Below are 25,167 nucleotides of genomic sequence, written 5' to 3'. Positions count from 1 at the left end.
GTATCCACAAAATGAGGTAATGAAAAGTCAGCTGGGGGGGCCCCCGGCTAAACAGACGCTTTGAAACCACAAAGGCTTTCGGGTTCCAGCCCTGGCCCCCTTAAGCGTGATTTACAGACAAGTGGCCAGTACTCGCACGAGCTTTTGCGCTCGTGGATCCATCAAGACGTACGGCCCCAGGGTATTTGTCACAAAACCGAAGGCCACATCATGTTCCGGATCAGCAAAACCGATGGAGCCGCCAGCACCCGGGTGACCGAACGCCCGTGGGCCGAGGCCGTAGGTGGCGTTGGGTACATCCGGTTGATCGAGCATGCAACCCAGACCGAAGCGGGTCCGGGTCAATAAAGTCTTGTCTTCGCCAACGCTATGTTCGCGGGTCAGCTCGTCGAGCATTTCGCTTTCCAGCAGGCTGCCATCGAGCAGTCCAGCGTAGAAACCGGCCAGGCTGCGGGCGTTGCCGTGGCCATTGGCGGCCGGCTGCTGCATGCGCCGCCATTCTGGTTTGTTGGTGCTGGTCATGATCGACGGCGGGTTGGTGAAGGCCCGAGTGCTCATGGCTGTCGGTTCGCGCATGGTCACTTGCAGCAAGCGCTGGGCCGCGGCATCGCCGACGTTGCCCTTACTGCGGGCGATGTGCGCCACGCGATGGAACTCTTTGTCGGCGAGGCCGACGTGGAAATCCAGCCCCAAGGGCTTGGCAACCCGCGCCACGATTGACTCACCCGGCCCACGACCGTCAGCGCGATGCAGCAATTCACCCACCAGCCAGCCATAGGTGATTGCCGCATAACCGTGACCTTCACCCGGCGTCCACCAGGGTGCTTCGGCGGCCAAAGCATTGACCATGGTCTGCCAGTCGTAAAGTGCCTCAGGGGGCAGCAACTCGCGCAAGGCCGGCAGACCCGCCTGATGGCAGAGCAAGTGGCGCAGCGTCACGGATTCTTTACCGGCGGCGGCAAATTCGGGCCAGTAGCGGGCGACCGGGGCATCGAGTTGCAGCTTGCCTTCAGCCACCAATTGCAGCGCCGTCACGGCGGTGAAGGTTTTGGTGCAGGAGAAAAGGTTGGCGATGGTATCGCTGTGCCAGGCCTCATGGCCGTCCTTGTCGGCGGTACCGGCCCAAAGGTCGAGGACGGTTTCACCACCGATCCGGATGCACAACGCCGCGCCACGTTCCTGAGGATCGTCGAACAGTGCTGCAAACGCTTCACGCACCGCTTCGAACTTAAGCTCGTAATGACCCTGAATCTGCACCCGCAACTCTCCCGGATAAACGCTCTACAAAGTGGCCCGCATTGTTCCAGCCCTTGAGGGATTTGGGAACAGGATCGGGTCGGATGGTCGCCCGGTTATGGAAATGCCACAGACATCAACGATGCAATCCCCGTGGCGAGGGGGCTTGCCCCCGTTCGACTGCGAAGCGGTCGCAAAGACCTGTATTCGCGGTGCATCTGTAAGCATGGGGGCCGCTTCGCGGCCCAACGGGGGCAAGCCCCCTCGCCACAGGTCTATCAGGAATCAGTGGCCATTGCCCGAATGCCCACCCGCATGCCCGGCGCCCTTGCCCGGGCCTTTGCCTGCCTCGCCCTTCCTGCCGCCCTCGACATCGTGACTGGCTTTATCCGCTTCAGCGCTGGCCTTCTCCGCCTCTTTGCCAAGCTGATCGATGATCTGCACATTGCTTTTGCGCACACTGTCGACAAAGCCCTGGAACGGCAAATCAGTAATGCCCACCAGACCGAAGTGCCCGTTCTCGCCATCCAGCAGACGACCGGTCACCGGTTGATCGAGGTATTGGAACCAATGCACCCCGACAATCGACGGTTCGCTCATCGCCTGTTTGAGGAAGTGGGCGTAAGCCGTGCCGCGGTCTTCTTCCTTCGCCAGTTGCGTCACACCACCCCAGAACGGGCCGCGATCTGCCGAGCCGAAGTTGAATTCGGTGATCAGCACCGGTTTGTCCAGACTGCGCAGTTTGGCGAAGTCGTAACCGTCCTGGGGTTGCAGGGTGTACATGTTGAAGCTCAACACGTCGCAGTATTGCGCACAGGATTCGACTGCCTCGGGGGAACTGACGGCAAAGCGGCCGCCCAGCAACAATTGGTTCGGCGCGTGCCATTTGAGCGAGTCTGAAACAGTCTTGAAGTAGGTGTCGGCGAAGACCTTCTGGAAGTATTTGAAGTCGGCTTCGATTTCCGGGTGTTCGGCGCTCGGCTCCGGCGGCACGAAGCCTGGGTCTTCCATCAATTCCCAAGCCGGCAGATCAATGCCCCAGGCTTTCGACAACCCCGCCTGGTTGCGGTACTTGTCGCGCAGCTGCTTGAGGAAGGCACGTTTGGCCGGCACGTCGGTGGTCATTTTCAAGGTGCCGTAGGCCAGCGCATAGCGAGCCTTCGGGTCATCGCCGGGACCGGCCCAGGCCAGTTCGTTGTCGGCGAAGTAACCGATCAGCCACGGATCGTCGCGATGGTCGCGGGCGGCGATGGCCACGGCGCGTTCGGTGGCCATGGCGAAACGTGGATCGAACGGGTCAGGCATGCCGCCCCACCAATCGGTGCCAGTGCTGATGCTGGCGTAATCGCCGACGATCGATAGCGGCAAGGTGTACGGCACACGGTCAGCGTTGCCCAACACCGGTGCGCTCCAGTTGCCGAGGGTGTTGAAACCCCAGGCTTGCAGGCGATCGAGGGTATGACTGGCCCAACGTTGTTCGTCGACAGTTACTTTGCAGGGTTCGGCGGCCGCCTTTTCGACTGTCGCTTCAACCACGCCGGTCTTGGCCGCTTCGGCAACACCGGTACTGGACTCGGTAGGTGCTGGAGCGGCTGATTGTTCGGCGGCCTTATCGACCGAAGCCTCAACCGCATCGGCCTTGGCGGCTTCGGCAATACCGGCCTTGGTGCCACTGCCCGGTGCGCAAGGATCGCCGTACAGCCGCTGCAGGTTGGCGCCATAGAAATCGTACCAACGACCGGCGTTGTAGGCTCGGCCCTGATCAACACCGTTGCCGCCACGGTTATCGCCTTCGCCATAGTGACTGGCCAAGGGTTCTTCGGGTTTGGGCAGGGACTCGAACATCCACTCGCGCCCGGCGACGTAGGTCTGGTTGACGCTCGGGGTCACGGTGTTGACGCCGAGGGAATAAAACGGATGCCCCTCCGGAGTCACCAGGTACCAGCGGCCATCACGCTTTTCGGTGCGGAAAAAGCCGCTGGCCTTGAACACCGGACCTTTGTTCAAGCCGCCGAACTTGTCCAGAGGCGCCTTCTCGCGCTCCGCCAGCCAGGTTTTCAGTTGTTGATTTTCTTTGCCAGCGGCGGATTTCAGTTGTTCGTCGCTGCTGATCTTCTCCGGCCATTTGGCCCGGGTCGATTGACCGTAAGCGTCCACCAGACCGCCATAAGCGGCTTTGGTCACGGCCTCGCCGTCCTGCACGCCGAAGCGCTCGAGCAGAATGCTTTGGGCGACTTTCGGCTGATCCATCGACAAGGTCACCGACACCACCTGGCTGCGGTCCAGCTCACCGGTACTGCTGGCCAGCAATACACGCTGCCCTTCGAAATTGATCGGCATCGGCGGGCCAGCTTTCATGCCCTGGCTCAGCGGCGAACTCGGCTGCAGCGGTACCAGTAAGGTCTGCGCCGGGCCGGCCGGCAGATCGACACGGCTGACCAGAGTCTTGCCGTCGTTACTCTGGATTCTCACGTACAAGGTCACGGCCCAGTTCATCGCGCTCTGGATCCGCAGGCTCATGACGCCCGACTGCGACCAGTCCCAGGCACCGGTCTGCGGTGTCAGGCGCAAGGTCGGCTGGGCAGTCGGGTTGAAGGTCGCGCGACGCAACACTTCGCCTTCGGCCGTTTGCTCCGCATTGGATTGCGGCAGGCTGGCGTCCTGGGTCGCCACCTGAACCACGTCGGCAGGACGCACAAAATTGAACAGCGTCTGCTGGCCGGCGGGGGCCGCCAGCAAAGGGGCTGCGAACATCAAGGCAAAAACGGCGGGCAACGAACGGCGAATCATAAGAACGTGGTTCTCCCTAACGACCATCAATGGGCCAGTGGAAAGGCAGTGGCAGTGAGGTAGACAACGCGGTGGGCAAATTTGCCCACCGGCGCATCAGGAAATTTCACGACGAAATGGCGGCAACGCATTGAGAATAGCTTTGCCGTAGCGCTGCGTGACCAAACGACGGTCAAGCAAGGTGATGGTGCCGCGGTCTTCTTCGGTTCGCAGCAGGCGACCGCAGGCCTGGACCAGTTTCAGCGAGGCGTCCGGCACGGAGATTTCCATGAAAGGATTGCCGCCGCGAGCCTCGATCCACTCAGCCAGCGCGGCTTCGACCGGATCGTCGGGCACCGAGAACGGGATCTTGGCGATCACCACGTGCTCGCAGTAGGCACCGGGCAAATCCACGCCTTCGGCAAAACTCGCCAGGCCGAACAGCACGCTGGAATCCCCGCCATCGACCCGCGCCTTGTGCTTGTTCAGGGTTTCCTGCTTCGACAGGTTGCCTTGAATGAACACTTGCTTGCGCCAGTCGCGATCCAGCCCGTCGAATACGTCCTGCATCTGTTTGCGCGAGGAGAACAGCACCAGAGTGCCACGGGAGCCCTCGACCAGTTCCGGCAAGTCGCGAATGATCGCCGCCGTATGAGCCGGCGCATCGCGCGGGTCGGCTTTCAGGTCCGGCACCCGCAGTACGCCGGCGTCGGCATGATGGAACGGGCTCGGGACCACGGCGGTCACGGCGGTTTTCGGCAGGCCGGCGCGCATGCGGAAACGGTCGAAGGTGCCGAGAGCGGTCAGGGTCGCCGAGGTCACCAGCGCCCCGTAAGCCACGTTCCACAGGTTGCGCCGGAGCATTTCCGCCGCGAGGATCGGGCTGGCATTGACCTCGATGTCGAACAACGAACCGCTTTCGGCCAGCGTCAGCCAACGGGCCATGGGCGGGTTGTCTTCCGGGTCTTCGACGGTGAAGGCGGTCCACAACTCCCAGTTGCCCGAAGAACGCGACAGCAGGCTACCGAACAGCGGATACCACTCTTCGGCCTGGTTGCTGGCGATGCCGATGTTGACCTCACCGTCCATGCCTTCCTTGAGCAGTTCGGTAAGCCGGGTGAACAGGTCGGTCAGTCGGGCAAAGCCCTTTTTCAACTCGATGCCCATCTCACGCATGTGTTCGGGAATCACCCCGCCGACGAAACGGTGACGCGGCCGCTCGCGACCTTCGACGTCTTCGCCGGGCTTGAAGTCGGCGACTTGCTCACAGGCACTGAACATGAACTGCTGCTGGGTCTTGATCTCCCGGGCCAGTTCCGGCACCTGCTCGATCAACTTGCCCAGATCCCCCGGCAACGGGTGCTGGGCGAGCAATTTGGTGAGGTTCTTGGCGGTGGTCTCCAGCCAGTCGGCAGTGGAGCGCAGGCGCGTGTAATGGGCGAAGTGGCCGATGGCCTTGTCTGGCAGGTGATGGCCTTCGTCGAACACGTAGATCGTGTCGCGCGGGTCCGGCAGAACCGCGCCGCCGCCCAGGGCCAGGTCGGCCAGGACCATGTCGTGGTTGGTGACAATCACGTCGACCTTGCCCATGCCTTCGCGGGCCTTGTAGAAGGCGCACTGGCCGAAGTTGGGGCAATGGCGGTTGGTGCACTGGCTGTGATCGGTGGTCAGGCGCGCCCAGTCGGCGTCTTCGAGCGCGGTGGACCAACTGTCGCGGTCGCCGTCCCACTTATTGCCGGCAAGTTTCTCGATCATGCTGGTGAACAGCTTCTGACTGGCCTCATCGACCTCGATCTTGAAGCCTTCTTCTTCGAACAGCTGTGCGGTAGCGGTTTGCGCGTGACCTTCCTGGAGCAACATGTCGAGCTTGGACAAGCACATGTAGCGCCCCCGGCCCTTGGCCAGGGCGAAGCTGAAATTCAGCCCGCTGTTGCGCATCAGGTCGGGCAGATCCTTGTAGACGATCTGCTCTTGCAGGGCCACGGTGGCCGTGGCGATCACCAGACGCTTGCCAGCGGCCTTGGCGGCGGGAATCGCCGCCAGGCTGTAGGCCACGGTTTTGCCGGTACCGGTGCCGGCTTCCACCGCGACAATCGCGGGGTCGCCACTGCGCCGGCCTTCGTCGTCGGTGTCGATGTCACCGAGGACTTTGGCGATTTCGGCGATCATCAGGCGTTGGCCGTAGCGCGGCTTGAGGCTCTTGGCTTCGAGAAAACGCGAGTAGGCGCCCTGGATCGTGGTTTTGAGTTCAGTGCTGATCATTGATTGTCGGGCGCAAAAAACGCTGGATAAATTTTCAGTGGTTCGGATCGGCCGCTATCATACCCCGCTAATTAATCCCGCGCAGAACGGAGTACCCCAATGACACCTTTTGGCATCGTTTATACCCTGCATGTCCTGGCCGCCCTGGTCTGGGTCGGCGGCATGTTTTTCGCCTGGATGGTCCTGCGTCCTGCGGCGTTGAAGGCGTTGGAAGGCCCTGCCCGGTTGAAGCTGTGGGTGGAAGTGTTTCAAGGTTTTTTCCGCTGGGTCTGGGTCGCGGTGGTGCTTTTGCCGATCAGCGGTGTGGGCATGATTCATTTGCAGTTCACCGGGTTTGAAGCGGCACCGCGGTATGTGCAGGTGATGATGGGACTGTATGTGGTGATGACCGCGTTGTTTATCCGGATTCAGGCGTTGCTGCTGCCGGAACTGCGCACGGCGGTGGCGGCTGAGGATTGGCCGACGGGCGCGGCGACGCTGGGCAAGATTCGCCGGTTGGTGGGGATTAACCTGATGGTCGGGTTGGTGCTGGTGGCGATTGCTGCGGCTCGGCCGATGTTCTGAGCAATGCATAGTGTCTGTGGCGAGGGAGCTTGCTCCCGCTCGGCTGCGTAGTAGTCGTAATCGATCACTGCGCACGTTCTGAAAGAACAGGGTCGCCGGCTTTGGGGCCGCTTCGCGACCCAGCGGGAGCAAGCTCCCTCGCCACAGGGGTTCTCGGTCGTTCTTACAACCGCTGAATGCTCACCGAACCTGCCGCCCCGGCAGGCCCAGGCTGGCCATCGGCACCGGGGCGACCGCTCTTGCCGCCATCGGCTTTATAGACAATGCAGCCCTTGGCCTTGCCGCCCGCCCCCGGTTTGCCACCCGGTCCGGCCGCGCCACCGACTCCGCCCGCCACCTCGACCTTGATCTGCTCCGCCGGATAGTCACGCGGCACTTCCAGCCGAACCAGCGCCCCCGGCGCACCGGGTTGGCCGTCGCTGCCGTCACTGCCATCGGAGCCGCGACCGGCCTGGCCCCAGGTGCAACCCGGTGCTTGGCCGTTGGCCCCGTCAAGACCGACAAAACCCGGGGCGCCCGCGCCACCGCGAGCGTCTACCGACAATTGCGGCGCCTTCAGCGCTTTGATCTGCAAATTCAGATTGCGCCCGGAGCGGGCGGCCTTGAGATAAGTTCCGGGGGCGCCCCGCGCGGTGATCTGGCTGCCTTCAGCCAACTCGGCCCGGCTGACTTTCAATTCCAGTGCCTGTTCGCTCGGCACAATGGCGATCCGCGCTTCGCGTCCCAGGCGCAGTTCACTGACCGATACTTCGGTCACATTCGAAGGAATCAGCAAGGTGCCGTAATCGGCGACTTCCAACCGTTCCAGTTGCAAGGAACTGGCAGTGTTGGGCAAACGCATCAGCGAATTGGTTTCGACGCTCACCACTTGGGCGCAAGCCAATGGGCTGATGAGTGCAGCGAGTAGACAGAGTTTACGCATGGGAAGCCTTCGCAGTGGCCGGGGCCGGAATGGTTTGCAGGTGAAAAACGCCGAAAAAGACAATTTTCAGGCGATCACGCCAGGGGTGGGCTCGACCTTTGAGGCTACGATTGCAGAACACCAGCTCCAGAAGATGAGCCAGCGCCAACAGACTGCCGGCCAGGTTGACCAACAGGTGCAGTGGATGCACAAACGGTATGAGCAGATTGACCAGCACCACCAACCAGAACAGCAGGGTCAACAACTTCCCCAGCCCCCAAAACACCTTCATACGCTCCCCCGTCGAGAATTATTATTTGCACGCACAGTAACGGCTTACACGCGGGATAAGCCAGAGGGCAACGGAAAATTCTTCCGAAAGGCATCGAATGGCCGCCGGATCAACCTTGACGGTCATCCGACGGCTCTATCACGGGCCTCTTGATCACGGAGCCTAGCGATTGATGTGCAACTCCACACGACGGTTTTTTGCCCGCCCTTCTTCCGTATCATTGTCAGCCACCGGCTGGGTTTCACCCCGTCCTTCGCTGGTGAGTTTGTTCGGCGCCAGCCCCCGGCTCAACAAGTAGGCCGCCACGCTGCTGGCACGACGCTCCGACAGCTTCTGGTTATAGGCGTCCGAACCCTGACTGTCGGTATGGCCGACGACCTTGACGCTCACCACATCGGCGCCCTGCAATTTGGGCATCAACGAATCCAGCTCGCTGCGCGCCTCGGGCGTCAGGTCGGATTTGTTGTACGCGAACAACACATTACTGCTCAGCGTGATGACTTCGGATACCGGCGGTTCAGCAGGTTTTACGCTGGCCGGATATTGCGGCAGCGGGCAACCGTGATGATCGACAGGTGTATTGGCAGGCGTATCGGGGCACCGATCGCGTCGATCGAAAACACCGTCACCGTCCTCGTCGCCATCCTGGGCGTAACAGACCAAGCCACCGGTCAAGATACCGAGCGCCGCTCCACCTGCCGCCCAACCGCCACTTTCGATCGCGCCCAAACCGCCGCCAACCAGTCCGCCAATGACACTGCAGATCGGCCAGGTACGTTGATTCAAGGGGGCGGTGCCATCGCTGTGAGTCGCGCAGCCGGTCAGAAGACTGCCAAGCAGTAGAACCGGCAAGACGGTCCTTGTGAGAACGCTCATTGTGAATGCTCCTGTGTCACCGGCCCATACCGGTCACACAGGAGTAAAGACCCGCATCCGCGACTGCACAAGCCGCGGAATACAAGGGGGTTAGCGGTCGATTTTGATTTCCGTACGCCGGTTCAGCGCACGGCCTTCAGCGGTTTTGTTATCGGCCACCGGCTGGCTTTCACCGGCACCGGTCACAGACACGAAACTGCTGCGTGGCACGCCTTGGGAAATCAGGTACTCCACCACCGAATGGGCGCGTTTGTCCGACAGTTTCTGGTTGTATTTATCGCTGCCGACGCTGTCGGTATGACCGGTCACGGTCAACCGGGCGCTGGCGGATTCCTGTTTCAGGCGCGTAGCAACGGTGTTGAGTACCTCTTTATCGGCTGGGGTGAGCTTGGACGAGTCGAACTGGAAGTGAACATCACGGATAACGATGACTTCTTCCTTGACCACCGCCTTCTCTTCGACCACTGGCGCAGGCGCGGGTGGAGGGCAGCCGTCGGCATCGACTCGCACGCCTCTTGGTGTGTGCGGGCACTTGTCGCGGCTATCCGGCACGCCATCGCCGTCTTCGTCGCCATCGCCATGCACCCAGCAATAAGCCGCTGCCGTGCCGCCGACCAGCAGTGCGCCATACCCCGCCCATGAAGAGCTCTCCGTCGCACCGAGCCCTGCACCGACGACACCACCGACCGCCGCACAGGTCGGCCAGTCGGTTTTCTGCAAACCTGCGCAACCAGTCAACACACTGGTTAGCAGAACCAAAGGTAATGCTGTCCGAACTATGCTCATCTAGTTTTCTCCTGAGGGATCGGCTAATAACCGATTTCAAGGAGTAAAGACTGGACTTTTAATCTCCGCCAGCAATAGGCCATTGCTGTTTTGCCTTATGTTCACGGAAGATCGGCGCTTTTTTGCTTAAACACGCTCGACAAGACACGTTAATCTTGGCGTTCTGATTGAGGATCTTCGATGACTGCAAGTATTTCTTCGCGCACGCCCCAGCAGGCGTTGGCCGCTTTGCTTGATCGTTACGCCCCGACGCGTCTGTTGCTGATTGGCGCCAGTGAGTTCCCCGCGCTCGAGGCATTCAAGCTCGCGCACCCGGACAGCATCGTGGCTTTTGCCGCACCCGGAGCATTGCCGGCCGAACTGGCGGCGCAGCGGTTTGATCTGGCGCTGGTGGTCGATTGCCTCGAACACTTGCCCAAGCGCGACGGCCTGAATCTGCTCGGCGGGATCCGCAACCTCAATGCCAGTCGCATTGCGGTGCTGGCCGACTTGCCGGCCAGCGGTTGGCAGGAGACGGATTTTTTCTCCCTGGCCCTGCAAGCCAGCGAACGCTTCCAGCGCGACGATCAAGTGTTGACGTTGTTTACCTACGATCTGCTTGACTACAAACAGGTGCCCGACTGGCTCAACTCACGCTTCTGGGCCAATCCGGAAAACTTCGGGAAATACTGGTGGTAACGCAATGAGTACATCCATTTGCCCTTGCGGCAGCGGCACGCTGCTCGATGCCTGCTGCGGCCATTACCATGCCGGCCATCCGGCCCCCAGCGCCGAAGTCCTGATGCGTTCGCGCTACAGCGCCTATGTGCTGGGGCTGGTCGACTATCTGGTGGCCACCACCCTACCCGCGCAACAGGCCGGCCTGGATCGCCAGTCGATCAGCGACTGGAGCGCCCAAAGCACCTGGCTGGGCCTGGAGGTGGAAAGCGCCGAGGTTTTCGGTGGCCAGCCGGAGCACGCCTTCGTCACCTTTACCGCTCGCTGGCACGACAGCAGCGGCGAACACAGCCACCGCGAACGTTCGTCATTCGTGCAGAACGCCGGCCGCTGGTACTTCATCGACCCTACCGTGCCGCTCAAGGCCGGGCGCAACGATGCGTGCCCGTGCGCCAGCGGGCAGAAGTTCAAGAAGTGCTGCGCGAGTTATTTCAGCGCTTGAGGTGCCCCCTGTAGCAGCTGCTACAGCGAACGCAGCCTCGCAGGCTCGGCAGCTGCTACAAAGGGAGAAACACGACCATGATCACCGGACGACTCGCGCTCTATCTGTTCACTTTGCTGCTTCTGTTTTCAGGACTCGGCGGCTGTGCCTCATGGTTCAGCAACGACTTGCCAGACCCGCAAGTGCATCTGGTCAAGGTCGAGGTGGTCCGGGCCAAGTTGCTGGAGCAGAAATTCCTGCTGCATTTTCGCGTCGACAACCCTAATGACGAAGACCTGACGGTGCGCGCCCTGGAATATCGCATTCACCTGGGGGACATCCTGCTGGCCGAAGGCGAGCACGAACATTGGTTCACCGTCGGCCCCAAGCACAGCGCCTACTTCAAGGTGCCGATCCGCACCAACCTGTGGCCCAGGGTTCGGGACGTGGTGAAACTGCTGAAAAAACCCGAGCAACCGATTCCCTATCGTCTGGAAGGAACGCTTGAAACCGGTTTATTCATCGCGCACTACGTGCACCTGGCGCGCAATGGCGTGATAATCGCCGCCGATTTAATTCCGGAGTGACCCCGATGACCCAGCAACCCCACGTCCATGGCCCTGACTGCAACCACGATCATGACCATCACGACCACCATGATCACGACCATGGCCACGTTCATGGCCCGAACTGCGGCCACGCCCACCAGGAACCGGTGCGTAACGCCCTGAAAGACGTCGGCCGCAACGACCCTTGCCCATGCGGCAACGGCAAGAAATTCAAGAAGTGCCACGGGGCTTGAGGCTTCGGGCGGATAATTTCTTCGCCTGTTGAATCGCAAATCCCTGTAGGAGCGAGGCTTGCCCGCGAAAAGGGCGCCACGATCAATCAGAAAAACCGCGTCATCGTTCTTCGCGGGCAAGCCTCGCTCCTACAAGTTGATCTGCACCCCAAAAGTTGGACACCAATCCTAATTTTGGGGTCAGTTCAAGGTTTCAGTCGTTCATGAGGATGTTTGCGGCGCTGACGACCGTCGCATATTCCCCATGCAGATTCCCCAGCGACATCGCATGCACTTCTTCAGCTGAATGGGCATTACCGAAAAAGTCCGCCTTGTCGAAGGTAAAGCACGCATCCTCCACAACCCACGCCTCAAACCCCAGGTTGCCAGCCGTTCGTGCCGTGGACTCCACCGAGTTGTGAGTCGCCACGCCAACGATGATCAATTGATCGATCTCCGCCTCGCGCAAACGCGCCTCCAGCCCCGTCGAACAAAACGCATCCGGCACTTGTTTCTGTATCAGCCACTCACCGATCGATGGCTGGAAGCGCTCCTGAAACTCCACCCCCGATTGCTGCGGCCAGAACACCGAATCCACAGAGCGGGACAGGTGCTGCACATGAATCACCGGTCGCCCGGTGCGACGCCAATGCCCCAATAACTCCAGGATGCGCTCTTCAGCCTGAGGGTTGTTTCGACGACCCAACTTGGGATGCAGGATGCCTTTTTGTTGATCGATGATGATCAGCGCCGCGTTTGTCCTAAGCTCCATGCCGACTTTCCCTATGCGAGGTCATTGAATTTGCCGCACTTCAGCATCGCCTCTTGCTACTGGCAAGCCATCAAACGCAAACAGGATGACCTGATGCCGGCGATCACCGAAAAGAAATAACCCAGCCGCCGCTTGCGCGGCCACCTCCTGCTCACTAACGTAGCGCCTTTGTCGCGTCACTACCCCCGCAGGAGCTTTGCCATGGCCTCGCCAGCCCTTACACATTTTCTTCCCCGGTTCGGCGTTGCCGCAGCAGTGGCCGGTGTTTTGAGCCTGACCGGTTGTCAGACCTGGAACGCCCAGGACACCCTCCCCCCCACCTCCGGCGTGCAAGCGCTGAAGGGCCTGGCGCAAAACGTTTCGGTTCGCCGCAATGCCATGGGCATGCCGCTGATCGAGAGCAACAGCTTCCACGATGCGCTGTTCACCCTCGGCTACGTGCACGCCAGCGACCGCATCAGCCAAATGGTCACTCTGCGCCTGCTGGCCCAGGGCCGTCTGGCGGAGATGTCCGGCGCGGACCTGCTCGATGCCGACCGCTACATGCGTGCGGTCAACCTGAAGAAAAGCGCGGATGAGCTGTATAAGGCCTCGTCGCCACGCCTCAAGCGTTTCTTCGAAGTCTATGCCCGCGGGGTCAACGCCTACCTGTTCCGCTACCGCGACAAGCTGCCGGCGGACCTCGCGGCCACCGGCTACAAGCCTGAGTACTGGAAACCGGAAGATTCGGCGCTGATGTTCTGCCTGCTGAACTTCAGCCAGTCGGCGAACCTGCCGGAAGAAATTTCCTCGCTGATGCTGGCCCAGACCGTCAGCACCGACAAACTGGCGTGGCTGACCCCGTCCGCTCCCGACGAAAAACTGCCGGTGGCTGAAGCTGAAAAACTTCAGGGCATCAAACTCACCGGGCAAATCCCGGGGCTGAGCGAAATCAGCAAAGCCACTGGTCAACTGTCGGATCTGAATCTGCTGGGCGCTACCTCCTCGAACAACTGGGCGATCGCCCCGCAACGCAGCCGCAGCGGTAAGAGCCTGCTGGCCAGCGACAGCCATGGACCGCTGGGCGTCCCTTCGTTGTTCAGTTACGTGCAGATTCGCGCACCGAAATACCAGGCCTCCGGCGTAACCATTGCCGGGTTACCGATGGTGCTCGCTGGTTTCAACGGCAAAGTGGCGTGGAGCATGACCACAGTCATGGGCGACAACCAGGACGTGTTCCTGGAAAAAATCAAACGCCAGGGCAATGGCCTTTCCTACGAAGTGGGCGGCAAATGGCAGCCGGCGATCGTGCGCAACGAAACCTATTTCGTCAAAGGCCAGCGACCGATTCGCGAAGCGGTGTACGAAACTCGCCATGGGCCACTGCTCAACAGCGCCCAGGGCACGGCACTGGCGAATGGTTTCGGCCTGGCCCTGCAGGCGCCGGACTTCACCGATGACAAAACCCTGGACGCCTTTTTCGACCTGTCCCGGGCGCAGAGTACCGAGAGAGCGTCGGACGCCAGCCGTGAAATCCGCGCCATCGCCCTGAATCTGGTGTTTGCCGATGCCAGCAATATCGGCTGGCAAGTCACCGGTCGCTACCCGAACCGTCGCGAAGGCGAAGGCTTGCTGCCGTCGCCAGGCTGGGAAGGTCGCTACGACTGGGACGGTTACGCCGACCCGATGCTCCATCCGTATGACCAGGACCCGGCGCAGGGCTGGCTCGGCACCGCCAACCAGCGGGTCATTCCCCATGGCTACGGCATGCAGCTGTCCAATTCCTGGGCGGCGCCGGAGCGTGGCGAACGCATGGCCGAACTGGCGGGCGCGGGCAAACACGACACCCGCAGCCTGATCGCCATGCAATACGACCAGACCACCACCTTCGCCGCCAAGCTGAAGAAGATGTTTGAAGCGCCGGGCATGGCCCAGCCACTCAAGCAGGCCATCGAAGCGTTGCCGGTGGCCGATCGCGGCAAGGCTCGCGAGGCGTATACCCGCTTGATGGCCTTCGACGGCAAACTCAGCCCGACCTCCGCCGACGCGGCGATTTACGAGCTGTTCCTGCAGGAAAGCACCAAACAGATTTTCCTCGACGAACTGGGCCCGGAAAGCAGCCCGGCGTGGAAAGCCTTTATCGCCAACGGCAATTTATCCTACGCGGCCCAGGCCGATCACCTGCTTGGGCGTGAGGACAGTCCGTTTTGGGATGACGTGCGCACCGCGCAGAAAGAAGACAAACCGGCGATCCTGGCCCGTAGCCTGGCGGCTGCGATCAGCGCGGGTGACAGCCAGCTGGGCGGTGATCACAAAGCCTGGCAGTGGGGCAAGCTGCACCGCTACGAGTGGAAAAACGCCAGCGGCCAGACCGTGCGCGGTCCGCTGGCGGCCGGCGGCGATCACACCACGCTCAACACCGCCTCGTTCGCCTGGGGTCAGGACTTCAACACCACGCAGGCCCCGGCCATGCGCTTTATTGTCGACTTCGGCCAGGCCGAGCCGCTGATGGGCCAGAACGCTACCGGCCAATCCGGCAACCCGGCCAGCCCGCACTATCTCGACAGCGTCGATCCATGGCTCAAGGGTCAATACATGAGCCTGCCGATGCAGCCGCAGAACTTTGACAAGGTGTATGGCAAGACGCGGTTGACGTTGACGCCTGGCAAGTAACAAAGATCGCAGTCTGCGGCAGCGCCTACAGGGGATTCGCACCCATTTGTAAGCGCTGCCGCAGGCTGCGATCTTTTGTTTTTAATCTCTGTGAAAATAAATAGAACTTCTCGTTTCGGGCAAACCTCCTAGCTAACAGGCCTCTCCATTCTGGTAACAATATGGACCTTGTTATCGCACGTCCTGAAGGTTTGTACTGCCCGCCCGGGGATTTCTATATCGACCCGTGGCGCCCTGTCGAGCGCTCAGTCATCACCCACGCTCATAGCGACCATGCTCGCCGTGGCAATCAACACTATCTGGCGGCGGCCCCGGGTGCGGGCATTCTGCGCGCGCAGCTGGGCCAGCACATCAACCTGCAAACGCTGCCCTATGGCGAGCAATTGCTGCACCATGGCGTAAAACTGAGTTTTCACCCCGCAGGCCACATGCTCGGCTCAGCCCAGGTGCGGCTGGAATGCGGCGGTGAGGTCTGGGTCGCCTCCGGTGATTACAAAACAGAGCCCGACGGCACCTGTGCACCGTTCGAACCGGTGCGCTGTCACACCTTCATCACAGAATCGACGTTCGGCCTGCCAATTTACCGCTGGCAACCCCAGGCGCAGATCCTTGCCGAGATCAATCAGTGGTGGCGGGCCAACGCCGCAGTCGATAAAACCAGCGTGCTGCTCTGCCATGCCTTCGGCAAGGCTCAGCGGGTTCTTCATGGCCTCGATACCAGCCTGGGTCCGATCCTGGTGCATGGCGCGGTTGAACCGATCAATCAGTTTTATCGTCAGAGCGGCATTCATTTACCGCCAACGATTTATGCCCGCGAAGTAAAAAAGCAGGATCCGATGATGCGCAAAGCTCTGGTCCTCGCGCCGCCTGCAACGGGTACCAGCAATTGGGTACGGCGCTTCGGCGACTACAGCGATGCCCTCGCCAGCGGTTGGATGCGTTTGCGCGGCACGCAGCGGCGGCATGGTGTGGATCGTGGTTTCGTGTTGTCCGATCACGCCGATTGGCCCGGCCTGCTCTGGGCCATCGAACAGTCCGGGGCCGAGCGGGTGAAGGTCACCCATGGATCGATCGGAGTGCTGGTGCGGCATCTGCGCGAACAGGGCCTTGATGCCATGGGACTGCGCACCGAATACGGCGACGACGAGAACAACGCAGCCTTCGAACCCGAGAGCACCGAGGTGCAGGCATGAAAGCCTTCGCCGAGCTGTATGCCGAACTCGATGCCACCACCTCAAGCAACGCCAAACTGGCGGCGATGCGGCATTATTTCGCCCAGGCCACGCCCGAAGATGCCGCCTGGGCGGTGTATTTGCTGGCCGGCGGGAGGTCTCGGCAATGGGTGCCGGTACGGGTGCTGCGCGACATGGCAATCGCGTGTTCCGGGCTCTCGCCCTGGTTGTTCGAGGAAAGCTACCAGGCGGTGGGTGATCTGGCGGAAACCATTTCGCTGGTGCTGCCCGAAACGCCTCACACGTCTACCGACAGACTGACGGTGTGGATTGAAGACAAACTGTTGCCGCTGCGTAGCGCGCCCCCGCGGGTCCTCGCCGAACGCCTGCCCGCGCTGTGGGCGCAACTGGATCGCCAGGGCCTGATGCTGTGCATCAAACTGATCACCGGCAGTTTCCGTGTCGGTGTCTCCAAATCGCAGGTCACCCGCGCCGTGGCAACTATGGCCGGGCTCGACGGTAAACGCGTGGCCCAGCGGCTGGTGGGTTACACCGACCCGTCGCACCGCCCGAATGCCGCCAGTTACCTGAAGCTGATTGCCCCCGAAGCACCCGATGAACATGCCCAACGGGGTGGCCAACCCTACCCGTTCTTCCTTGCCCATGCGTTGTCGCAACCGGTTAAGCAGTTCGAAGCCCTGCTCGGCCCGGCCAGCCAATGGCAAGTGGAGTGGAAATGGGACGGCATCCGCGCCCAAGTGGTCAAGCGCGACGGTCGCTTATGGGTCTGGTCGCGAGGCGAAGAACTGGTGACCGAACGCTTCCCCGAACTGGGCAGCCTGGTTCACGACTTGCCCGACGGCACGGTGATCGACGGTGAAATCGTCGCCTGGAAAACCGCGCCCTCGGGTTCTGGGAGCGCTTGCGAGCGGCAATCGCCTGCGTCGCTGGCGGTGCAACCTTTCGCCCTGCTGCAAAAACGCAGCAGCCGTAACACGCTGGACAAGAAAATCCTCGATGAGGTGCCCGTGGTCATTCAGGCCTTTGACCTGCTCGAATGGCAGGGCCAGGATTTGCGCAACCAGACTCAGGCCATGCGCCGCACTCAGTTGGAACACCTCGTCACCACCTGCGCAAACCCGGTGTTACTTGCCTCGCCCATGTTGATCGGCGAAGACTGGTTCGACCTCGCCCGCCAACGAGAAGCCTCTCGCAAACTGAAGGTCGAAGGCATGATGCTCAAGGCCCGCGATGCGCAGTATGGCGTCGGGCGGAACAAAGACACGGGCGTGTGGTGGAAATGGAAAGTCGACCCGTTCAGTGTCGATGCAGTGCTGATCCATGCCCAGCAGGGTCATGGCCGCCAGGCCAGTCTCTACACTGATTACACTTTCGCCGTGTGGGACGGCCCACCCTCTGCCAGCGAGCGGACACTGGTGCCTTTCGCCAAGGCCTACTCCGGGTTGACCAACGAAGAAATCCGCCAGATCGACAGCATCGTACGCAAGACCACGGTTGAAAAATCCGGACCGGTGATCCGTGTGCAACCGAGCCTCGTGTTTGAGCTGGGATTCGAGAGCATTGCCCCGTCGAAACGGCACCCGAGCGGGATTGCGGTGCGGTTTCCGCGGATATTGCGCTGGCGGCTGGACAAGTCGGTGGAAGAAGCTGACAGCCTGGCGACGTTGCAGGATTTACTGGCTTGACCCGACTCTTGTGGCCCTGCCTTTGTAGCAGCTGGCGAAGCCTGCGTTCGGCTGCGCAGCAGTCGTGAATCCAGCTGATGCGGTCCGCCTGACTCACCGCAAGTTCTGATTTTTCGACTGCTGCGCAGCCGAACGCAGCCTCGCAGGCTCGACAGCTGCTACATAAATAACATCAAGATTTAATGGGCATGAGCCTCCCCGCGCACCATCCAGGCGCAAGAATCTGGCGATGCCCGTTTTCGTGCACAAATCGCGCTTTGCCACTTCCTGAATCATCTTTTAAAACGCTTGTTCGGGACTCTGGTTCGGAAATTGCTACTTTTAATAGGTCTTACGCTTTTCAGTAACAGTACTTCTGCGCCACAAGCGCTCATATTGGTTCTTAGGGATTGAATAATGAAAAAAGCATTGCTGACCCTTTCTGCACTGGCGTTGTGCATGGCCGCCGGCTCCGCGCTGGCAAAGGAATACAAAGAATTGCGTTTTGGCGTTGACCCTTCCTACGCGCCGTTCGAGTCCAAGGCAGCCGACGGTAGCCTGGTAGGCTTCGACATCGACCTGGGCAATGCAATCTGCGCCGAGCTGAAGGTCAAGTGCAAATGGGTCGAAAGCGATTTCGACGGTATGATTCCGGGCCTCAAAGCCAATAAATTCGACGGTGTGATCTCTTCGATGACCGTTACTCCGGCCCGCGAAAAAGTCATCGACTTCTCCAGCGAGCTGTTCTCCGGCCCTACCGCCTACGTGTTCAAGAAAGGCTCCGGCCTGAGCGCAGACGTCGCCTCATTGAAGGGCAAAACCGTCGGTTACGAGCAAGGCACCATTCAGGAAGCCTATGCCAAAGCCGTGCTGGACAAGGCCGGCGTGAAAACCCAGGCCTACGCCAACCAGGATCAGGTGTATTCCGACCTGACTTCCGGTCGTCTCGACGCCGCGATCCAGGACATGCTGCAAGCTGAACTTGGCTTCATCAAATCGCCAAAAGGCGCCGATTACGAAGTCAGCAAGCCCGTCGACAGCGAATTGCTGCCGGCCAAAACAGCAGTCGGTATCTCGAAAGGTAACAAAGAGCTGAAAGCACTTCTGGATAAAGGTATCAAAGCGTTACACGACGATGGCACCTACGCCACCATTCAGAAGAAACACTTTGGCGATCTGAATCTGTACAGCGGCAAGTAATGCCCGGCGCCCATCTCGCGATGGGCGCTTTTTTCACCCGATCAGGTTGCTGATTTATGTTTGAAAACCTATTACAAAACTTGGGGCTCTCAGCCTTCAGCCTTCAGGGCTTCGGTCCGTTGCTGTTGGAAGGCACTTGGATGACCATCAAATTATCGGTGTTGTCGCTGTTGGTGGCCGTGTTGCTCGGCCTGCTGGGCGCCAGCGCCAAGCTGTCAAAAGTCAAACTGCTGCGCGTGCCCGCGCAAATCTACACTACGCTGATTCGCGGGGTACCGGACCTGGTGCTGATGCTGCTGATCTTCTACAGCCTGCAAACCTGGCTGACCTCGTTAACCGACCTCATGGAATGGGAATACATCGAGATCAACCCGTTCAGCGCCGGGGTCATCACCCTGGGCTTCATTTATGGCGCGTACTTCACCGAAACGTTCCGCGGGGCGATCCTCGCCGTGCCACGGGGCCAGGTCGAAGCCGCCACTGCCTACGGCCTCAAACGTGGCCAGCGTTTTCGTTTCGTGGTGTTCCCGCAAATGATGCGCTTCGCCCTGCCGGGCATCGGCAACAACTGGATGGTGATGCTAAAGGCCACCGCGCTGGTCTCGATCATCGGCCTCGCCGACCTGGTCAAGGCTGCGCAGGACGCCGGTAAAAGCACCTATCAACTGTTCTACTTCCTAGTGCTGGCCGCATTGATCTACTTGCTGATCACCAGTGCCTCCAACGTTGTCCTGCGCTGGCTCGAACGCCGCTACGCCGCCGGTGCCCGGGAGGCCGTACGATGATCGAACTCTTGCAGGAATACTGGAAACCCTTCCTTTATACCGACGGCTACAACATCACCGGCCTGGCCATGACCATGTGGCTGCTCAGTGCGTCGATCTTCATCGGCTTTCTGGTATCGATCCCGCTGTCCATTGCTCGGGTTTCCCCCAAGTTCTACCTGCGCTGGCCGGTGCAGTTCTACACCTATCTGTTTCGGGGTACGCCGCTCTATATTCAGCTGCTGATCTGTTACACCGGCATCTACAGCCTGGCGGCCGTGCGCGCGCAGCCCGTCCTTGATGCGTTCTTTCGCGATGCGATGAACTGCACGATCCTGGCTTTTGCCCTGAACACCTGCGCCTACACCACGGAAATCTTCGCCGGGGCGATTCGCAGCATGGCTCACGGCGAAGTCGAGGCGGCCAAGGCCTACGGTCTGTCAGGCTGGAAGCTCTATGCCTACATCATCATGCCGTCGGCGCTACGTCGCTCGTTGCCTTACTACAGCAACGAAGTGATCCTGATGCTGCACTCGACCACCGTAGCGTTCACCGCGACCATCCCGGATGTCCTGAAAGTCGCTCGCGACGCCAACTCGGCGACCTTCCTGACCTTCCAGTCGTTCGGCATCGCCGCGCTGATCTACCTGACCGTTACCTTTGCGCTGGTCGGCCTGTTCCGCCTCGCCGAACGCCGATGGCTGGCCTTCCTCGGGCCGACTCACTAGGACAATTCGTACATGCGCCACCAGATTCATGACCTGCTGGCCCCACTGCCGGGGACCGTGCGACAGATCCACAGCTTTCACTTCGGCCCCCAGGCGGCCAAAGGCAAGATCTACATCCAGTCCTCCCTGCACGCCGATGAATTGCCCGGCATGCTGGTGGCCTGGCACCTCAAACAGCGTCTGGCGGAGCTGGAAGCCGCCGGCCGGCTGCGCAGCGAAATCGTGCTGGTGCCCGTGGCCAACCCGGTTGGCCTGGAACAAGTGTTGATGGACGTTCCATTGGGCCGCTACGAGCTGGAAAGCGGGCAGAACTTCAATCGCTGGTTCGTCGACTTGAGTGAAGAAGTCGCCAATGAGATCGAAGGCCTGCTGGGCGACGATCCACAACGCAACCTCGAACTGATCCGCAGCAGCCTGCGCGACGCATTGGCGCGCCATACCGCCAGCACGCAACTGCAATCCCAACGTCTGACCCTGCAACGACTGGCTTGCGACGCGGACATGGTGCTGGACCTGCATTGCGATTTCGAAGCCGTCGCGCACCTCTACACCACGCCCGAAGCCTGGCCTCAGGTCGAACCGCTGGCGCGCTACATCGGTGCCGAAGCCAGCCTGTTGGCCACCGACTCTGGCGGCCAGTCATTCGATGAATGCTTCACCCTGCTCTGGTGGCAGTTGAAAGAACGCTTCGGCGAGCATTTCGATATTCCGCTGGGCAGCTTTTCGGTCACCGTCGAATTGCGCGGTCAGGGCGACGTTAATCACCCGTTGGCCAGCCTCGACTGCCAAGCGCTGATCGATTATCTGATTCACTTCGGCGCGATTGCCGGTGAGCCGGCGCCCTTACCGGAACTGCCCTACCCGGCCACGCCACTGGCCGGCGTCGAACCGGTGGCGACACCCGTGGGCGGACTGCTGGTGTTTACGGCCCTGCCCGGGGAATACCTGGAGGCCGGGCAACTGATCGCCGAAGTCATCGACCCGATCAATGATCGCGTCACCCCTGTTCATTGCACCGTCGCCGGGCTGATGTATGCCCGTTCGCTACGGCGCATGGCCACTGCCGGCATGGTAATCGCCCACGTCGCGGGCACCGAAGCCTATCGCAGCGGCTATCTACTTTCGCCTTGAGGATGCATGCCCCATGTACAAACTGACCATCGAAGGCCTGCATAAAAGCTATGGCGATCATCAGGTGCTCAAAGGCGTTTCGCTCAAGGCCAAAACCGGCGACGTTATCAGCCTGATCGGCGCCAGCGGCTCGGGCAAAAGCACCTTTTTGCGCTGCATCAACTTTCTAGAGCAACCCAACGACGGCACCATGAGCATGGACGGCCAGAACATCCGCATGGCCAAGGACCGTCACGGTATCCATGTGGCCGACCCCGATGAGCTGCAACGGATCCGCACCCGCCTGGCCATGGTGTTCCAGCACTTCAACCTGTGGAGCCACATGACGGTGCTGGAAAACATCACCATGGCTCCGCGGCGGGTGCTCGGTTGTAGCAAGGCAGAAGCCGAGGACCGCGCCCGACGTTACCTCGACAAGGTTGGCCTGGCGCCGCGTGTGGCGGATCAGTACCCGGCGTTCCTGTCAGGCGGTCAGCAACAACGGGTAGCCATTGCCCGTGCGCTGGCCATGGAACCTGAAGTCATGCTGTTCGACGAACCAACCTCAGCGCTCGACCCGGAACTGGTAGGCGAAGTGCTCAAGGTCATTCAGGGCCTGGCCGAGGAAGGCCGGACCATGATCATGGTCACCCATGAAATGAGCTTCGCCCGCAAAGTGTCGAGCCAGGTGCTGTTCCTGCATCAGGGGCTGGTGGAAGAAGAAGGTGCGCCGGAAGACGTGCTGGGCAATCCGAAGAGTGAGCGGTTGAAGCAGTTTTTGAGCGGCAACCTCAAGTAAAACGCCACCTTCCCGTGGGAGCGAGCGATGCTCGCTCCCACAAAAACGGGTATCAGACCACAGGCGCGGGAGGTGGCTCATCCGGCAGGGTGGGCTCTCCGGGTTCTGTCGGATCTTCATTGGGGGTGTCGGGATCAGGCTGATGGGGGATGCCCCCTGCCATGCTGACTGGCGGATGCGCCAACAAGGACCAGGCCAGCACGCCAACCTGATTGGGCTCGAGCCTTGCCAGTTCGGCACTTATTCGCGGATCGATCTTCATGAAGCACTCCTGAGCGATGGCCCGATCCGCCTTGCGCGAATCGGAGCAGTACACCCCATAGAGTGTACGCCCGCCCAGGAATTCCAACGGTTTGTCAGACGGTTGACTCAGGTACGCGGCAGGGTCACGCCACGCTGGCCCTGATACTTACCGCCACGGTCCTTGTAGGACACTTCACATTCCTCGTCGGACTCGAGGAACAGCATCTGCGCCACGCCTTCGTTGGCGTAGATCTTCGCCGGCAGGTTGGTGGTGTTCGAGAACTCCAGGGTCACATGGCCTTCCCACTCGGGCTCGAGCGGGGTCACGTTGACGATGATGCCGCAGCGGGCGTAGGTGCTCTTGCCCAGACAGATGGTCAATACGTTGCGCGGAATGCGGAAGTATTCGACGGTACTGGCCAAGGCGAAGGAGTTTGGCGGGATGATGCACACGTCGCTGTGGATGTCGACGAAGCTGCCAGCGTCGAAGTTTTTCGGATCGACGATGGCCGAATTAATGTTGGTGAACACCTTGAAATGATTGGTGCAACGCACATCGTACCCGTAGCTCGACACACCATAGGAGATCACACGACTGTCGTCACTGCCGCGCATCTGACGTTCCACGAAGGGCTCGATCATGCCGTGCTCTTGCGCCATGCGGCGAATCCACTTGTCCGATTTGATGCTCATGGCGGGAGTCCTGAATAGCGAGGTGGAAAAATTCTGTCCGGCATCTTACCGGGCAGTCGCTCGGGTTCAAAGTCCGGGAGACAATTCTCGCCGTTTCCCCGTGAATTCCGGGGCCTCACCGCCATGTTATTAACCGTCAGTCATTAAAAAAGAGAAACCTTCGCAAGAACCATTGGCACGTTCCGGAAAAAGGGTTAAGGTGGCGCCACTGTGCTGCTTGTGTCACTGAGAATCTCTACACGATATGTTGAATTTCGATCCAACCATCTACAAGAATTTTTCCTGCTCTTTGCACTCAGTCTCGGCCAGGGTTCTTCCTGAGTCGCAGTTATCTTTGTTCAAGGAGTTACACCATGTCTAATCGCCAAACCGGTACCGTTAAGTGGTTCAACGATGAAAAAGGCTTCGGCTTCATCACTCCACAATCCGGTGACGACCTGTTCGTTCACTTCAAAGCTATCCAATCCGACGGCTTCAAAAGCCTGAAAGAAGGCCAACAGGTTTCTTTCATCGCTACCCGCGGTCAGAAAGGCATGCAAGCTGAAGAAGTTCAAGTTATCTAACTTGTACTTGCTTTAGTAAAAGGCCCCGCCCTTAAAAGCGGGGCTTTTTTGTGCCTGTATGTTTTGTGTGGCAACAAAAAATCGCAGCCTTCGGCGGCACCCACAGGTGCGGAGCTGCCGAAGGCTGCGATCTTTTGATTTTCCAGCGTGTTACCAAGCCACGCCAAACCCTGCGGTATATCGGGTCTTGTTCAGGTCCGCATTGTCGGTGCCACTGATGATGTCTTTCTCGGCCTTCAGGTTCAGCGACGCCCAGTCGGTGACTTTGTAGCGCAGGCCGGCCTCGGTATCGAGTGCGTAATCGGCGACACCCGACAGTGGCTTGCCCACTTCGCCTTTGGTGAAGAACTCGACCTTCTTGCCAATCAGGTAGCGGTTGTAGTCCCACTTCACGGCCAGGGAATAGAAGTTTTGCTTTCCGCCATCGGAAAATTCGTAGTCCGTACGGTTGAGGAGCGAGCCCAGGGAGAAGGCACCCAGTTCGTCATCCCAGAATTGATAACCAGGGCCGGTACCGACGGTGCGCTGACGGGAGAGTTCTTCGACCTTGTCGCGCTTGTAATTCAAACGCCCCTGCCAGAACCACTTCTCGGTGAGGAAGCGGTCGAGAGAATACTCGGCACGCCAGTTATCAGTGGTGACCACGTCATCCTGAAACTCGCGGTTGTACTCACCTTCCGCCGTATGACGCCACCGACCGTGACGCGCGGTGGTTTTGAAGCCGACGTCGTAATCATCGGTATCTTTTTCTGCGCGCTGATAATCCAGCGCCAGGTCGACGTTACCTTTAAACACCAAATCCTCGACCACCGGTTTGGGCTTGAGCATCTGCTGAATGCTGGCCAACTCCACAGTCTTGGGGCCATCGCCGTTGGCCAGGGTGACCTTGCCGTCCTCTGCCGCATGCAGCGACTTGGCCTTCTCGCCAGTGTAAGCATCCTGCTTGACCAACATTTGCTGATCGCTTTCCAGGGTTTTGACCTCTTTCCAGTCAATCGGAACCGCACCGGCATACGGGGTCTGGATCAACAGCTTGCCGCCATCGAAGAGCGTAATCTTGCCGCTCAGCTTGTCACCGTTCTTCAACCAGACCGTATCGGCGAGCAAAGGAGTGGAGGCACTGACAACAGCGAGGCACAGCAAGGTTCTGGGCAACATAAGCGAATCAAAAGCTCAACTTT

The 25,167-nt window shown here is 60.1% G+C and carries 25 protein-coding genes; 14 read left to right on the top strand and 11 right to left on the bottom strand.

The features are described 5' to 3' along the window. Nucleotides 1-111 precede the first annotated feature (111 nt). The 3 genes from AC1RL4_RS25680 to dinG all read right to left on the bottom strand — a co-directional run bounded on the left by AC1RL4_RS25680 (nt 112) and on the right by dinG (nt 6,267). On the bottom strand, nt 112-1,257 hold the full coding sequence (locus tag AC1RL4_RS25680) for a serine hydrolase domain-containing protein (protein WP_230175523.1): 1,146 nt from the start codon (nt 1,255-1,257) through the stop codon (nt 112-114). Nucleotides 1,258-1,521: 264 nt separating this feature from the next. Beyond that, entirely contained in the window at nt 1,522-4,026 is a 2,505-nt protein-coding gene (locus AC1RL4_RS25675) for a beta-galactosidase (protein ID WP_230175524.1), read from the bottom strand. A gap of 96 nt (nt 4,027-4,122) precedes the next feature. Further along, complete coding sequence (gene dinG / locus AC1RL4_RS25670) at nt 4,123-6,267, bottom strand: ATP-dependent DNA helicase DinG (protein WP_007935913.1); 2,145 nt, start codon at nt 6,265-6,267, stop codon at nt 4,123-4,125. Nucleotides 6,268-6,366: 99 nt separating this feature from the next. Between dinG and AC1RL4_RS25665 the strand changes: the two genes are divergently transcribed. Next, nucleotides 6,367-6,831 carry a CopD family protein gene (locus AC1RL4_RS25665; protein WP_019580951.1) on the top strand — a complete coding sequence of 155 codons (465 nt, stop codon included), beginning with the start codon at nt 6,367-6,369 and terminating at the stop codon, nt 6,829-6,831. A gap of 163 nt (nt 6,832-6,994) precedes the next feature. Here AC1RL4_RS25665 and AC1RL4_RS25660 read toward each other — a convergent pair whose 3' ends face one another. The 4 genes from AC1RL4_RS25660 to AC1RL4_RS25645 form a co-directional block, all read right to left on the bottom strand. After that, nucleotides 6,995-7,753, bottom strand: a complete 759-nt coding sequence (locus AC1RL4_RS25660; RefSeq protein WP_028939243.1) for a hypothetical protein — start codon at nt 7,751-7,753, stop codon at nt 6,995-6,997. Continuing rightward, complete coding sequence (locus AC1RL4_RS25655; protein ID WP_019580953.1) at nt 7,746-8,024, bottom strand: DUF1145 domain-containing protein; 279 nt, start codon at nt 8,022-8,024, stop codon at nt 7,746-7,748. Before AC1RL4_RS25655 ends, AC1RL4_RS25660 begins: the two co-directional genes overlap by 8 nt. A gap of 162 nt (nt 8,025-8,186) precedes the next feature. Next, nucleotides 8,187-8,900 (bottom strand): PA1041 family peptidoglycan-binding anchor lipoprotein, encoded by a 714-nt coding sequence (locus tag AC1RL4_RS25650; RefSeq protein WP_019580954.1) that lies wholly within the window; start codon nt 8,898-8,900, stop codon nt 8,187-8,189. A gap of 90 nt (nt 8,901-8,990) precedes the next feature. Beyond that, the gene (locus tag AC1RL4_RS25645; protein WP_019580955.1) at nt 8,991-9,686 is read right to left on the bottom strand and encodes a PA1041 family peptidoglycan-binding anchor lipoprotein; all 696 of its coding nucleotides are present in this window, start codon (nt 9,684-9,686) and stop codon (nt 8,991-8,993) included. Between the two features lie 180 nt (nt 9,687-9,866). On the opposite strand from AC1RL4_RS25645, the gene AC1RL4_RS25640 reads away from it, so the two are divergent. From AC1RL4_RS25640 to AC1RL4_RS25625, 4 genes are all read left to right on the top strand, one after another. After that, entirely contained in the window at nt 9,867-10,364 is a 498-nt protein-coding gene (locus tag AC1RL4_RS25640) for a DUF6231 family protein (protein ID WP_018926922.1), read from the top strand. 4 nt (nt 10,365-10,368) lie between these two features. Beyond that, entirely contained in the window at nt 10,369-10,845 is a 477-nt protein-coding gene (locus AC1RL4_RS25635; protein WP_028939241.1) for a YchJ family protein, read from the top strand. A gap of 77 nt (nt 10,846-10,922) precedes the next feature. Further along, a complete protein-coding gene (locus AC1RL4_RS25630; RefSeq protein ID WP_019580957.1) occupies nt 10,923-11,411 on the top strand; it encodes an LEA/WHy family protein in 489 nt (162 codons plus the stop codon). Between the two features lie 5 nt (nt 11,412-11,416). After that, nucleotides 11,417-11,626: an SEC-C metal-binding domain-containing protein gene (locus AC1RL4_RS25625; protein ID WP_007906737.1), complete on the top strand. Its 210-nt coding sequence runs from the start codon at nt 11,417-11,419 to the stop codon at nt 11,624-11,626. Between the two features lie 193 nt (nt 11,627-11,819). Here AC1RL4_RS25625 and AC1RL4_RS25620 read toward each other — a convergent pair whose 3' ends face one another. Beyond that, entirely contained in the window at nt 11,820-12,377 is a 558-nt protein-coding gene (locus tag AC1RL4_RS25620; protein WP_096479619.1) for a cysteine hydrolase family protein, read from the bottom strand. 201 nt (nt 12,378-12,578) lie between these two features. Here AC1RL4_RS25620 and AC1RL4_RS25615 point away from each other — a divergent pair, with 201 nt between their 5' ends. From AC1RL4_RS25615 to AC1RL4_RS25580, 8 genes are all read left to right on the top strand, one after another. After that, the gene (locus AC1RL4_RS25615) at nt 12,579-15,029 is read left to right on the top strand and encodes a penicillin acylase family protein (RefSeq protein ID WP_096479618.1); all 2,451 of its coding nucleotides are present in this window, start codon (nt 12,579-12,581) and stop codon (nt 15,027-15,029) included. Between the two features lie 161 nt (nt 15,030-15,190). After that, a complete protein-coding gene (locus AC1RL4_RS25610) occupies nt 15,191-16,222 on the top strand; it encodes a ligase-associated DNA damage response exonuclease (protein WP_096479617.1) in 1,032 nt (343 codons plus the stop codon). Next, on the top strand, nt 16,219-17,907 hold the full coding sequence (locus tag AC1RL4_RS25605) for an ATP-dependent DNA ligase (protein ID WP_493120432.1): 1,689 nt from the start codon (nt 16,219-16,221) through the stop codon (nt 17,905-17,907). Before AC1RL4_RS25610 ends, AC1RL4_RS25605 begins: the two co-directional genes overlap by 4 nt. Nucleotides 17,908-18,303: 396 nt before the next feature. Then, on the top strand, nt 18,304-19,086 hold the full coding sequence (locus AC1RL4_RS25600) for a transporter substrate-binding domain-containing protein (protein ID WP_019580963.1): 783 nt from the start codon (nt 18,304-18,306) through the stop codon (nt 19,084-19,086). A 56-nt stretch (nt 19,087-19,142) separates the two neighbouring features. After that, nucleotides 19,143-19,871: an ABC transporter permease gene (locus tag AC1RL4_RS25595; RefSeq protein ID WP_018926931.1), complete on the top strand. Its 729-nt coding sequence runs from the start codon at nt 19,143-19,145 to the stop codon at nt 19,869-19,871. Next, nucleotides 19,868-20,578, top strand: coding sequence for an ABC transporter permease (locus AC1RL4_RS25590; RefSeq protein WP_019580964.1), 711 nt, complete (start codon nt 19,868-19,870; stop codon nt 20,576-20,578). Before AC1RL4_RS25595 ends, AC1RL4_RS25590 begins: the two co-directional genes overlap by 4 nt. Before the next feature lie 12 nt (nt 20,579-20,590). Then, a complete protein-coding gene (locus tag AC1RL4_RS25585; RefSeq protein ID WP_204125324.1) occupies nt 20,591-21,709 on the top strand; it encodes a succinylglutamate desuccinylase/aspartoacylase family protein in 1,119 nt (372 codons plus the stop codon). A gap of 13 nt (nt 21,710-21,722) precedes the next feature. Next, complete coding sequence (locus AC1RL4_RS25580) at nt 21,723-22,487, top strand: ABC transporter ATP-binding protein (protein ID WP_007940591.1); 765 nt, start codon at nt 21,723-21,725, stop codon at nt 22,485-22,487. Nucleotides 22,488-22,539: 52 nt separating this feature from the next. Here the strand turns inward: AC1RL4_RS25580 and AC1RL4_RS25575 are convergent, their stop codons facing one another. Together AC1RL4_RS25575 and dcd are read right to left on the bottom strand one after the other, a co-directional pair. Continuing rightward, nucleotides 22,540-22,749, bottom strand: coding sequence for a hypothetical protein (locus AC1RL4_RS25575; protein ID WP_019580966.1), 210 nt, complete (start codon nt 22,747-22,749; stop codon nt 22,540-22,542). A 107-nt stretch (nt 22,750-22,856) separates the two neighbouring features. Further along, nucleotides 22,857-23,423: a dCTP deaminase gene (dcd, locus tag AC1RL4_RS25570; protein ID WP_007940589.1), complete on the bottom strand. Its 567-nt coding sequence runs from the start codon at nt 23,421-23,423 to the stop codon at nt 22,857-22,859. A 353-nt stretch (nt 23,424-23,776) separates the two neighbouring features. Between dcd and AC1RL4_RS25565 the strand changes: the two genes are divergently transcribed. Next, the gene (locus tag AC1RL4_RS25565; protein WP_002554837.1) at nt 23,777-23,986 is read left to right on the top strand and encodes a cold-shock protein; all 210 of its coding nucleotides are present in this window, start codon (nt 23,777-23,779) and stop codon (nt 23,984-23,986) included. A 150-nt stretch (nt 23,987-24,136) separates the two neighbouring features. On the opposite strand, the gene AC1RL4_RS25560 is transcribed toward AC1RL4_RS25565, so the two are convergent. Further along, on the bottom strand, nt 24,137-25,144 hold the full coding sequence (locus AC1RL4_RS25560; protein ID WP_019580967.1) for a DUF481 domain-containing protein: 1,008 nt from the start codon (nt 25,142-25,144) through the stop codon (nt 24,137-24,139). Between the last annotated feature and the right edge of the window lie 23 nt (nt 25,145-25,167).

It is taken from the genome of Pseudomonas sp. GW822-FHT07A10, assembly GCF_058798795.1.
Note: the sequence above shows the minus strand (reverse complement) of the source record. Positions and strands in the feature narration are given on the sequence as shown.

Excerpts from the sequence above, each read along its gene's own strand:
- AC1RL4_RS25650 (WP_019580954.1), bottom strand. The coding sequence starts at position 8,900 with ATGAGCGTTCTCACAAGGACCGTCTTGCCGGTTCTACTGCTTGGCAGT.
- AC1RL4_RS25575 (WP_019580966.1), bottom strand. The coding sequence starts at position 22,749 with ATGAAGATCGATCCGCGAATAAGTGCCGAACTGGCAAGGCTCGAGCCC.
- AC1RL4_RS25600 (WP_019580963.1), top strand. The coding sequence starts at position 18,304 with ATGAAAAAAGCATTGCTGACCCTTTCTGCACTGGCGTTGTGCATGGCC.
- AC1RL4_RS25595 (WP_018926931.1), top strand. The coding sequence starts at position 19,143 with ATGTTTGAAAACCTATTACAAAACTTGGGGCTCTCAGCCTTCAGCCTT.
- dcd (WP_007940589.1), bottom strand. The coding sequence starts at position 23,423 with ATGAGCATCAAATCGGACAAGTGGATTCGCCGCATGGCGCAAGAGCAC.
- AC1RL4_RS25610 (WP_096479617.1), top strand. The coding sequence starts at position 15,191 with ATGGACCTTGTTATCGCACGTCCTGAAGGTTTGTACTGCCCGCCCGGG.
- AC1RL4_RS25675 (WP_230175524.1), bottom strand. The coding sequence starts at position 4,026 with ATGATTCGCCGTTCGTTGCCCGCCGTTTTTGCCTTGATGTTCGCAGCC.
- AC1RL4_RS25645 (WP_019580955.1), bottom strand. The coding sequence starts at position 9,686 with ATGAGCATAGTTCGGACAGCATTACCTTTGGTTCTGCTAACCAGTGTG.
- AC1RL4_RS25580 (WP_007940591.1), top strand. The coding sequence starts at position 21,723 with ATGTACAAACTGACCATCGAAGGCCTGCATAAAAGCTATGGCGATCAT.
- AC1RL4_RS25660 (WP_028939243.1), bottom strand. The coding sequence starts at position 7,753 with ATGCGTAAACTCTGTCTACTCGCTGCACTCATCAGCCCATTGGCTTGC.
- AC1RL4_RS25615 (WP_096479618.1), top strand. The coding sequence starts at position 12,579 with ATGGCCTCGCCAGCCCTTACACATTTTCTTCCCCGGTTCGGCGTTGCC.
- AC1RL4_RS25590 (WP_019580964.1), top strand. The coding sequence starts at position 19,868 with ATGATCGAACTCTTGCAGGAATACTGGAAACCCTTCCTTTATACCGAC.
- AC1RL4_RS25640 (WP_018926922.1), top strand. The coding sequence starts at position 9,867 with ATGACTGCAAGTATTTCTTCGCGCACGCCCCAGCAGGCGTTGGCCGCT.
- AC1RL4_RS25605 (WP_493120432.1), top strand. The coding sequence starts at position 16,219 with ATGAAAGCCTTCGCCGAGCTGTATGCCGAACTCGATGCCACCACCTCA.
- AC1RL4_RS25635 (WP_028939241.1), top strand. The coding sequence starts at position 10,369 with ATGAGTACATCCATTTGCCCTTGCGGCAGCGGCACGCTGCTCGATGCC.
- AC1RL4_RS25585 (WP_204125324.1), top strand. The coding sequence starts at position 20,591 with ATGCGCCACCAGATTCATGACCTGCTGGCCCCACTGCCGGGGACCGTG.
- dinG (WP_007935913.1), bottom strand. The coding sequence starts at position 6,267 with ATGATCAGCACTGAACTCAAAACCACGATCCAGGGCGCCTACTCGCGT.
- AC1RL4_RS25655 (WP_019580953.1), bottom strand. The coding sequence starts at position 8,024 with ATGAAGGTGTTTTGGGGGCTGGGGAAGTTGTTGACCCTGCTGTTCTGG.
- AC1RL4_RS25620 (WP_096479619.1), bottom strand. The coding sequence starts at position 12,377 with ATGGAGCTTAGGACAAACGCGGCGCTGATCATCATCGATCAACAAAAA.
- AC1RL4_RS25560 (WP_019580967.1), bottom strand. The coding sequence starts at position 25,144 with ATGTTGCCCAGAACCTTGCTGTGCCTCGCTGTTGTCAGTGCCTCCACT.
- AC1RL4_RS25630 (WP_019580957.1), top strand. The coding sequence starts at position 10,923 with ATGATCACCGGACGACTCGCGCTCTATCTGTTCACTTTGCTGCTTCTG.
- AC1RL4_RS25665 (WP_019580951.1), top strand. The coding sequence starts at position 6,367 with ATGACACCTTTTGGCATCGTTTATACCCTGCATGTCCTGGCCGCCCTG.
- AC1RL4_RS25565 (WP_002554837.1), top strand. The coding sequence starts at position 23,777 with ATGTCTAATCGCCAAACCGGTACCGTTAAGTGGTTCAACGATGAAAAA.
- AC1RL4_RS25625 (WP_007906737.1), top strand. The coding sequence starts at position 11,417 with ATGACCCAGCAACCCCACGTCCATGGCCCTGACTGCAACCACGATCAT.